Source organism: Staphylococcus sp. EG-SA-18, assembly GCF_017151825.1.
Taxonomy (GTDB): domain Bacteria; phylum Bacillota; class Bacilli; order Staphylococcales; family Staphylococcaceae; genus Staphylococcus; species Staphylococcus aureus.
The window spans coordinates 119,383-129,460 of record NZ_JACYVY010000033.1; the positions used below are offsets into that span (position 1 = coordinate 119,383).

The 10,078-nt window shown below is 32.7% G+C and carries 9 protein-coding genes and 1 pseudogene; all 10 read left to right on the top strand.

What is annotated here, in order from left to right; translation table 11 throughout:
* The 10 genes and pseudogenes from IDG66_RS09030 to IDG66_RS09075 all read left to right on the top strand — a co-directional run bounded on the left by IDG66_RS09030 (nt 1) and on the right by IDG66_RS09075 (nt 9,631).
* A complete protein-coding gene (locus tag IDG66_RS09030; protein WP_000848304.1) occupies nt 1-1,269 on the top strand; it encodes a peptidase U32 family protein in 1,269 nt (422 codons plus the stop codon).
* Entirely contained in the window at nt 1,269-1,892 is a 624-nt protein-coding gene (gene udk / locus IDG66_RS09035; RefSeq protein ID WP_000648617.1) for a uridine kinase, read from the top strand. The genes IDG66_RS09030 and udk overlap by 1 nt, the downstream gene beginning before the upstream one ends.
* A gap of 27 nt (nt 1,893-1,919) precedes the next feature.
* Nucleotides 1,920-2,396, top strand: coding sequence for a transcription elongation factor GreA (greA, locus tag IDG66_RS09040; protein ID WP_000431312.1), 477 nt, complete (start codon nt 1,920-1,922; stop codon nt 2,394-2,396).
* A gap of 325 nt (nt 2,397-2,721) precedes the next feature.
* Entirely contained in the window at nt 2,722-3,456 is a 735-nt protein-coding gene (gene pxpB / locus IDG66_RS09045; protein WP_000383179.1) for a 5-oxoprolinase subunit PxpB, read from the top strand.
* On the top strand, nt 3,446-4,456 hold the full coding sequence (locus IDG66_RS09050) for a 5-oxoprolinase subunit C family protein (RefSeq protein WP_000023324.1): 1,011 nt from the start codon (nt 3,446-3,448) through the stop codon (nt 4,454-4,456). Before pxpB ends, IDG66_RS09050 begins: the two co-directional genes overlap by 11 nt.
* 1 nt (nt 4,457) lies before the next feature.
* Entirely contained in the window at nt 4,458-4,907 is a 450-nt protein-coding gene (locus IDG66_RS09055) for an acetyl-CoA carboxylase biotin carboxyl carrier protein (protein ID WP_001019340.1), read from the top strand.
* Nucleotides 4,908-4,920: 13 nt separating this feature from the next.
* Nucleotides 4,921-6,282: an acetyl-CoA carboxylase biotin carboxylase subunit gene (locus IDG66_RS09060; RefSeq protein WP_000942750.1), complete on the top strand. Its 1,362-nt coding sequence runs from the start codon at nt 4,921-4,923 to the stop codon at nt 6,280-6,282.
* Entirely contained in the window at nt 6,282-7,034 is a 753-nt protein-coding gene (gene pxpA / locus IDG66_RS09065) for a 5-oxoprolinase subunit PxpA (protein WP_206172190.1), read from the top strand. Before IDG66_RS09060 ends, pxpA begins: the two co-directional genes overlap by 1 nt.
* A gap of 11 nt (nt 7,035-7,045) precedes the next feature.
* Nucleotides 7,046-8,124: pseudogene (locus IDG66_RS09070) on the top strand (NRAMP family divalent metal transporter).
* 286 nt (nt 8,125-8,410) lie between these two features.
* Nucleotides 8,411-9,631, top strand: coding sequence for a Fic family protein (locus IDG66_RS09075; RefSeq protein WP_000542318.1), 1,221 nt, complete (start codon nt 8,411-8,413; stop codon nt 9,629-9,631).
* Nucleotides 9,632-10,078: the final 447 nt, after the last annotated feature.

The following is a 10,078-nucleotide window of genomic DNA, read 5'->3' on the forward strand; positions in this document are numbered from 1 at the left end:
ATGAAGACAATAGAAGAGATTAAATCAACTCCTAAAACAGTTATGAAGAAACCAGAATTATTAGCACCTGCTGGAAACTTAGAAAAGTTAAAAATAGCAGTACATTATGGCGCTGATGCCGTATTTTTAGGTGGTCAAGAATATGGATTACGTTCAAATGCTGATAATTTCACGATGGAAGAAATAGCTGAAGGTGTTGAATTTGCGAACCGTTACGGTGCCAAAATTTATGTTACGACAAATATTATTGCACATGATGAGAATATTGAAGGTCTAGAATCATATTTGCGTAATTTGGAAAAGACTGGTGCGACAGGTATCATTGTTGCAGATCCTTTAATTATCGAAACATGTAAAGAAGTTGCGCCAAAACTTGAAATTCATTTATCTACTCAACAATCACTTTCTAATTACAAAGCTGTAGAATATTGGAAAGAAGAAGGATTGGATCGTGTTGTATTAGCACGTGAGACCGGCGCGATGGAAATGCGTGAAATGAAGGAAAAAGTAGATATTGAAATCGAAGCATTTATTCATGGTGCTATGTGTATCGCCTATTCAGGTAGATGTACATTAAGTAATCATATGACTGCAAGGGATTCCAACAGAGGCGGTTGCTGTCAAAGTTGCCGTTGGGATTATGAATTATTAGAAGTTGATGATAATGGTGAACTTGATGTTTTTTATAATCAAGGTGAAGTTACACCGTTTGCGATGAGTCCTAAAGATTTAAAATTAATCGAATCAATTCCTCAAATGATGGATATTGGTGTGGACTCATTAAAAATTGAAGGACGTATGAAGTCAATTCATTATATTGCAACAGTTGTCTCAGTATATCGTAAAGTCATTGATGCGTATGCGGCAGATCCTGACAATTTTAAGATTAATCCGGAATGGTTAATAGAGTTAGATAAATGTGCAAATAGAGACACTGCACCAGCATTCTTTGAGGGAACACCTGGTTATGAAGAACAGATGTTTGGTCAACAACAATCTAAAAAATCACCATTTGATTTTTGTGGTTTGGTATTAGACTATAATGAAGATACAAAAATTGCGACTATTCAACAACGAAATAACTTTAAACCAGGTCAAGAAATAGAATTCTTTGGTCCAGAAATTGAAACATTTACACAAGTAGTAGAAGCAATTTATGATGAAGAAGGTAACAGCTTAGACGCGGCGCGCCATCCATTACAAATCGTTCAAATTAAAGTGGATCGCCCGATATATCCAAACAACATGATGAGAAAGGAAATTGGCTAATGAAAGCTACTACAATCATTGGCATAGCTGGTGGATCTGGCTCAGGAAAAACAACTGTAACTAACGAAATTATGAAAAACTTAGAAGGTCATAGTGTCGCTTTACTTGCTCAAGATTACTATTATAAAGATCAAAAGCACTTGACTTTCGACGAGCGCCTAGAAACCAATTATGACCATCCATTTGCATTCGATAATGATTTATTAATTGAAAATCTTAAAGACTTGAAAAATGGTAAAGCAGTAGAAGTACCGACATATGATTATGCTAGTCATACAAGAAGTGACATTACCATTGATTTTAAACCTAAAGATGTTATTATCGTAGAAGGTATTTTCGCTTTAGAAAATAAGGTATTACGTGATATGATGGATGTTAAAATATATGTTGATACAGATGCAGACTTGAGAATATTACGCCGTTTAACACGAGATACTAAAGAGCGTGGGCGTTCAATGGACTCTGTTATCAATCAATATTTAAGTGTTGTTAGACCTATGCATGACCAATTTATTGAACCGACTAAGAAATATGCTGATATAATTATTCCTGAAGGTGGGAGCAATAAAGTTGCAATAGATATTATGACAACAAAAATTCAGTCTTTAGTTAGCAAGCAATAGTATAATTCAGTAAAGGAAGATGACAATATGGAAAATCAAAAGCAATATCCAATGACTCAAGAAGGTTTTGAAAAATTAGAGCGTGAACTTGAAGAATTAAAAACAGTTAAGCGTCCTGAAGTTGTAGAGAAAATTAAAGTTGCACGTTCATTTGGTGACTTATCAGAGAACTCTGAGTATGATGCAGCAAAAGATGAACAAGGATTCATCGAACAAGATATTCAAAGAATTGAGCATATGTTAAGAAATGCATTAATCATTGAAGATACTGGAGATAACAACGTTGTTAAAATTGGTAAAACAGTAACGTTTGTAGAATTACCAGGTGATGAAGAGGAAAGTTATCAAATCGTTGGTTCAGCTGAATCAGATGCATTTAATGGTAAGATTTCAAATGAATCACCAATGGCTAAAGCGTTAATTGGTAAAGGTTTAGATGATGAAGTTCGTGTTCCACTACCTAATGGTGGCGAAATGAACGTAAAAATTGTTAATATCCAATAAATGATCAAATAGATTGTTTAATTGCGCGATTGAAGTGTGTTAATGATACTTCGGTCGTGCTTTTTTATATTCAAAATCAAAAAATCGGACAGATGAAAAGTAAAAATTTTCCATCAGACCGAATGATAGCAGAACCTAAATTAGTGTAAGAGTTACAATATTAACTACTCCATTTTAAAAAAGCAAAATATTTCCGAGAAAACAAATTGATTATCATTTGTTATTGTATGCGATTTGAATTACTTATTAAACAACTTGTGCTTCTCAATGATACAATGAAAAGGTATTCAATACTGGTTTATTGCAATACAAAGGGGGATTTAAAGTGGATGTAAGATTTATTAACGAGCAGACAATTATGATTTATTTTGAAAATAAAATATCCGAAGAGACATATCGTAATGTCACAGCAATGGTACGGTGGATACGAGAAAAAGAAATATTAGAAATTCAAGATATTGTCCCTTCGTATCGAGCAGTTCTAATATATTTTGATGAACAAGCTATAACATCTTCTAAATTAATTGAAAATTTAGAACTTAACAAATTTAATGAAAAAAATGTTCATGCTGTGAATCAAACCAATCGTATTATTAAAATACCTGTTCAATATGGTGGTACATATGGACCAGATATTGAAGAAGTAGCAAAGCATAATCGAATAACTGTTGAGCAAGTTATTGAAAAACATACAAGTAAACCTTATTTAATATATATGCTAGGATTTATGCCAGGATTTCCATACTTAGGCGGACTTGATGAACAACTACATACACCTAGACGTAATCAGCCAAGGTTAAAAATTCATGCAGGTTCTGTAGGTATTGCGAATAATCAAACAGGACTATATCCATCAGATTCTCCTGGCGGATGGCAAATTATTGGACGCACACCGTTAAAAGTATTTAGCAGCGAGCGTGAACCAATGTCAATGTACGAAGCAGGAGAATGGATACAATTTTATGCAATAGATGAACAAGAATTTATACAAATCGAAAGAGATATATCAGATGGCAACTTTAATGTTGATGACTGGGTGGTGATTGAAAATGTCAATTAAGATTTTACAACCAGGTCTCTTTTCAACGGTACAAGATCTAGGAAGAAAAGGTTATGAACATATTGGATTTTCAGGCGCAGGTGCCATGGATCAATTTAGTTTTAAGGTTGCGCAGTTATTAATTAACAATGATGGTCCAGCGATTGAATATACTTTGATTGGTCCTACCATTCAATTTAATACGCAAAATACATTTGTTATAACCGGTGGTAGTGTTAATGCCTCGCTAAATAATAAAACTATATCAATGAATTCTGTCATATTAGCTGAGAAAGGTGACATTTTAAAAATAGGTGCTATAACCAAAGGTGCACGCGGTTATCTTACTTTTGGTCATTCTATCAACGTACCTCCTATTGCTGAAAGTTATGCAACACATACCCGAAGCAGTATAGGAGGATTCAAAGGTAGAAAGTTATTAGCTAATGATGTAATAACAGTGAAAATAAATAATGACTTTAAAGAAAACATTGGAAAGACGATTCATTTACAGGACGATTTATTGCCAGAAAATAATATTATACACATTCTTCAAGGACCTCAATTCGAGGCATTTTCTGAAGAGGCTAGAGCGAAAATTGTAAATCATCCATATTTAATTACTGAACAATCAGACCGTATGGGCTATCGTTTGGAAGGTGACAGCGTTGCACCAATTAATCAAGCAGATATCATTTCTGAACCGGTTGCTCTTGGTAGTGTTCAAGTACCAAATGATGGTCAACCTATTATTCTGCTTAATGATAAACAAACGATAGGTGGTTATACCAAAATTGCAACTGTATGCAAATTTGATCTGCCAAAGTTAGCACAGATGAAACCACAAGATACAATTCAATTTAAATGGATATCATTCCAAGAAGCTGTAGATAAGAATCGGGAACAAATGTCTCTGTTTAATGAAATTCTTAAGAGTCATCAAAAGACTCCAATTTTTGATACATCTAGCTTGCGACATACTTCGAAAAAATTAGCAACAATTTTAAAAGGGGATTTGTAAAATGAATATTGAAAAAATCGAACAAATAATCAAATTAGTGAAGGAAAATGATGTTAAGAAATTTAAATATAAAAATTTTGAAGATGAAATAGAAATTGACTTCACTGACTCGAATCATTTGGCTGCACACAGTAATCAATCAAATCAAAGTATGAACAATAATGATTTGACAGCTTCAAAAGCGAATGATAACTCCGATGTTTCGACAAATGATTATCATGACATTAAATCACCAATGGTAGGTACATTCTTTTTACAAGATAGTAAAGAATTAACTGAACCAATTGTGAATGTCGGTGACAAAGTTAACAAGGGAGATATTATAGGATATGTTGAAGCGATGAAAGTATTAAACGAGGTAACAACAGATGTTGCTGGAGAAATTACTGAAATAGTAGCTGATCATGGAACAAATGTTGAATACGACCAAGTTTTGGTACGTATTAAGTAAAGGGGGTAAGTAAATGCTTCGTTGTTTAATTGCGAATAGAGGTGAAATTGCTGTAAGGATTATAAGAGCTTGCAGAGAATATGGGATTGAAACTGTAGCAGTTTATGCAAAAGGGGACGAGCAAAGCTTGCATGTACATTTAGCAGATCAAGCTATATGTATTGGGGAAGCTAATGCTTTAGGTAGTTATTTAAATATTGACCGCATCATATCTGCTGCACAAATCACTGGTGCTAATGCAATTCACCCAGGATATGGCTTTTTATCAGAATCAACAAAATTTGCTCAAACCGTTGAGGAACAAGGCATAGCGTTTATAGGGCCTACTAAAAAAACGATGGAAATGATGGGGGATAAAATAACAGCAAGACAAACAGTTCATCATGCAGGTGTTCCTGTGATTCCAGGATCAAATGGTGCTGTGAACCATGTGTCTGAAATTGAGAAGCTTGCCAAAGACATCGGTTATCCAGTTGTTATCAAAGCTGCCAGTGGCGGTGGTGGTAAAGGTATACGTATTGTAAAGAAAGCTGAAGATTTAGAAAAGGCATTTAAAGAAGCTAAAAGTGAAGGAAAAAAATACTTTGATGATGATCGTGTTTATGTTGAGGCTTTTATACCTGTTGCAAAACATGTTGAAGTTCAAGTTATGGGAGATGGGCAGGATAATTTTGTACATTTAGGGGAACGTGATTGTTCTGTACAACGTAAAAATCAAAAATTAATCGAAGAATCTCCTTGTGCAGCATTAACTGAAGAAAGACGACAACAAATATGTAACGATGCTGTTAAAGTTGCACGTGCAGCAAATTATAGAAGTGCAGGTACGATTGAATTTTTAGTAACTGATACCGCACATTACTTTATTGAAATGAATGCTCGAATACAAGTTGAACATACTGTTACAGAGATGCGAGCAGAACGTGATTTGGTTGCAGCACAATTGTATTTATTGGAACATAATCATTTACCTTTTTCACAAAGCGATATTCAATTTAATGGTCATGTGATAGAAGCGAGAATAAATGCCGAAAATCCTGAAAAGAAATTTCAACCAACACCAGGTAAAGTGACAGCGTTACATTTACCTCAAGGCTTTAATGTGCGAGTCGATTCTTTACTATATCACGGTTATCAAGTTTCACCATATTATGATTCTTTAGTAGCTAAAGTAATTGTAAAATCTCATGATAGAGCTTCAGCAATTGATAAGTTGAAAGCCACCTTAGATGAAATGGTGATAGATGGATTTTCTACAACTGCCGATTTTTTATATGCAGTTTTAAATTATCCACTATATCGTGATGGAGATGCAAAAGATGTTGATATTAAATTTTTAGAAAAACATCAAATTGTTAAAGGGGTGGAATTATAATGCGAGTTGATTTGAATTGTGATTTAGGCGAAGCATTTGGAAATTATTCCTTTGGTGGTGATCATCAAATTATTCCGTTAATTACAAGTGCGAATGTTGCTTGTGGTTTTCACGCTGGTGATGAAAATGTAATGAATGAAACGGTAAAACTTGCCAAAGCACATAATGTTGCAGTAGGTGCACATCCTGGTTTACCTGATTTGAAAGGCTTTGGCAGACGAAATATAGATATCTCTAACGACGAGATTTATAATTTGATGATTTATCAATTAGGTGCATTACAAGGGTTTTGTTGCATTCATCAAGTTAAAATTAATCATGTTAAACCGCATGGTGCGTTGTATCAGATGGGTGCAAAAGACAGAGAAATAGCAAGCGTTATAGCACAAGCTGTTTATGACTTTGATCCATCACTAGTGTTAGTAGGATTAGCAAATTCATATCTAATTTCAGAAGCAAAGAATGTCGGATTAATTACAGCTTCTGAAGTGTTTGCTGATAGACGATACGAAGATGATGGGCAGCTCGTTAGTAGAAAAGAAAGTGATGCTGTGATTACTGATACTGACGAAGCACTTAAGCAGGTTTTAAAGATGGTGAAGGAAAATAAAGTTATTTCAAAAAACAATAAGGAAGTAACGTTACAAGCAGATACAATTTGTGTGCATGGTGATGGAGAACATGCATTATTATTTGTTTCGAAAATTAGAGAAATTTTAATGAAAGAAGGCATTGATATTCAATCCTTATAGGGGGCTAAAAAATGGGGAGAAATTTAAAGCTTAAAAAAGAAAGTGACTTTGAATTCACAAAAAATCATAAAAGGTTATTATTAGGTTCTGTATTTTTGATGGCAACTTCTGCAATTGGGCCAGCATTTTTAACGCAAACATTGGTACTGTTATCTCAATATTGATTGCATTTGGTGGTCTAGCTTTTAATATTGGTAATATTGCTGGTGCCGGTTTAGGTTTAAATGCAATTTTTGGATTAGATGTAAAATGGGGCGCAGCTATTACTGCAATCTTTGCAATATTAATCTTTGTAAGTAAAAGTGGCCAAAAAATTATGGACGTTGTTTCAATGATTCTTGGTATTGTGATGATTTTAGTTGTGGCATATGTGATGTTTGTTTCTAATCCACCTTATGGTGATGCTTTTGTGCATACATTTGCGCCAGAACATCCAATGAAATTAGTCTTGCCAATCATTACGTTAGTTGGTGGAACTGTAGGTGGTTATATTACCTTTGCAGGTGCACATCGTATATTAGACTCTGGCATTAAAGGTAAGCAATATTTACCATTTGTAAATCAATCAGCAATTGCTGGTATTTTAACTACAGGTATTATGAGAACGTTACTATTCCTAGCGGTATTAGGTGTTGTTGTAACAGGTGTGACACTAAGTTCTGAAAATCCACCAGCGTCAGTTTTTGAACACGCAATTGGACCAATTGGAAAGAATATTTTTGGTATTGTGTTATTTGCTGCAGCTATGTCATCAGTAATTGGCTCAGCATACACAAGCGCAACATTTTTAAAAACACTTCATAAATCACTTAACGAAAGAAGTAATTTAATTGTGATTGTGTTTATCGTTATTTCAACAATGATTTTCTTATTTATTGGAAAACCAATCAGCCTTTTAATTATAGCAGGCGCGATAAATGGATGGATTTTACCTATTACGTTAGGTGCAATTTTGATTGCAAGTAAAAAGAAATCAATTGTTGGTGATTATAAACACCCAAATTGGATGTTCATCTTTGGTATCGTTGCAGTACTTGTTACAATATTGACAGGTATATTCTCATTCAAAGAAGTACTTCAGTTATTTTAAAAGACATTTTGACTAATAGCATCACTGTAAATGTTGTTAGTATTAGGCAAGATGTATTTTGATTTCCGGTGATTCATTTATAAAGCATAATTAGATATATTTGTTGAGAGTGGTGCATGACAAATGTACTGCTCTTTTTGTTGTGATGAAACTTCTGTTTCAGTTGTTTGGATAAATAGATATTTATATAGTTTTTAAAGAAAAAAAGTGATAATATTTAGCTAATCTAATGAAAATGGATTTATTGGACAAAAAATACATTTTAAATGAGTAGAGGAGGCTGCAAATGGGTTACAGAACTTTAAAAAGTATTTTTCATGAACACAATGAAAGTAAAATGAAGGAAGAGTATACTAAAAGATTTAATTCTTTAGCTTCTTTCAATACTAATATTAATATCATACCTATGGAAAATGGAAAAAAAGTTAATGATTTGGAATATCCTCTATTCTTTATGGTGACTAAAAATCTATCAAAAAAACAAGAATTAATATCAATTAATAGTAGAAAAATTGATAGAGCACTTAATTCTTTACCATATGCAGCTAGAGAACAATATTTTAATGATTTATTAATCGATGAATTACAAAGTACTAATGAAATTGAAAATGTATTTAGTACTAAACAAGAGATTGCACATGCGTTAAATAACCAAGCATCAGAATTTCTTAAGTTCAGAGGCCTCGTGGATCAATATAAAGAGATAGAACTTAATAAAAAAATTAAAGTTGATAATGTAAGAGACATTAGAGCGATTTATGATAAATTAGTTTCAAATGAAATTAACGAACAAGATAAGTTAGATGGAGAGCTATTTCGTAAAAATTTTGTCGGTGTGCATGATGGGTCAACGAATAAATATATACATGTTGGGTTACAACCTGAAACCAAAATTGTTGAATATATAGGTGAAATGCTAACATTTTTAAAATATTTTGATGCGCCTCAGCCGTTCAAAATCATGGCTAGTCATTATCTGTTTGAATATATACATCCTTTTTATGATGGCAATGGTAGAGTTGGAAGATTTATAATTGCCAAGCTCTTGAGTGATTATTATGATAATTATACTGCTTTGACATTTTCATATGTTATAAATAGAAATAAATCGAAATATTACAAGGCGTTTATGACTGCTTCAAATCATTTGAATTGTGGTGATTTGACGGAATTTATTGACACAATGCTTGAGCTATTGATAGCAGGACAAGAAAGAATACTTGATGAGTTAATACCAAAAATGGATGCGACTGAAAAATTAACGCTTTATTTAACTAGTCATTATAAACAGATAGATTATGAATTTTTGTATCTCCTTTCAATGGATAAATTGTTTGGAAATAAAAGAAATAGATTAACATTAATTGATTTAGAAAACATATTGGGAGTAGGAAGAGTAAAAATTAATAATACAATTAAAAAATATGATAACTACTTAGTTAAAATTAAAAGTAGACCAATAATTTATGAGATAAGTGATGAATTTCTAAATTCGATTATAAAATAAATATAATATGTGATTCAGCTATACTTATAGTATTTGTAAGATCGCGTAATTGCTTCATTGAAAAATATATTTGTTGAGAGTGGTGCATGACAAATGTACTGCTCTTTTTGTTGTGTATCAGTATTGTGATGTTTTAATGCGAATATTATATGAATCATTATGAAATTTAATAAAAATAAAAGAAATGATTATCATTTTTTCTGATATACTGTTAAACGGTTTGGAATTTTTATGTTTACACTGTATTGGTTGATATAACTCAACTAATAATTGCGAACAGGGTATTTCAAATTGGAAAGTATTATGAACGTGATACATAATCAAAATTGTAGGCTCAAGGGAGTGGGACAGAAATGATAAAGAGCCACTAATGATTTATTATGTAGTGGTTCTTACACATTAGCCACAGCTAATGTGTACTTAAAAATAGGAATACATGAGTAAAAC

What these genes read in the sequence shown, in the direction of transcription:
- IDG66_RS09030 (WP_000848304.1), top strand. Translation starts at nt 1, where the DNA reads ATGAAGACAATAGAAGAGATTAAATCAACTCCTAAAACAGTTATGAAG.
- udk (WP_000648617.1), top strand. Translation starts at nt 1,269, where the DNA reads ATGAAAGCTACTACAATCATTGGCATAGCTGGTGGATCTGGCTCAGGA.
- greA (WP_000431312.1), top strand. Translation starts at nt 1,920, where the DNA reads ATGGAAAATCAAAAGCAATATCCAATGACTCAAGAAGGTTTTGAAAAA.
- IDG66_RS09050 (WP_000023324.1), top strand. Translation starts at nt 3,446, where the DNA reads ATGTCAATTAAGATTTTACAACCAGGTCTCTTTTCAACGGTACAAGAT.
- IDG66_RS09055 (WP_001019340.1), top strand. Translation starts at nt 4,458, where the DNA reads ATGAATATTGAAAAAATCGAACAAATAATCAAATTAGTGAAGGAAAAT.
- IDG66_RS09060 (WP_000942750.1), top strand. Translation starts at nt 4,921, where the DNA reads ATGCTTCGTTGTTTAATTGCGAATAGAGGTGAAATTGCTGTAAGGATT.
- pxpA (WP_206172190.1), top strand. Translation starts at nt 6,282, where the DNA reads ATGCGAGTTGATTTGAATTGTGATTTAGGCGAAGCATTTGGAAATTAT.
- IDG66_RS09075 (WP_000542318.1), top strand. Translation starts at nt 8,411, where the DNA reads ATGGGTTACAGAACTTTAAAAAGTATTTTTCATGAACACAATGAAAGT.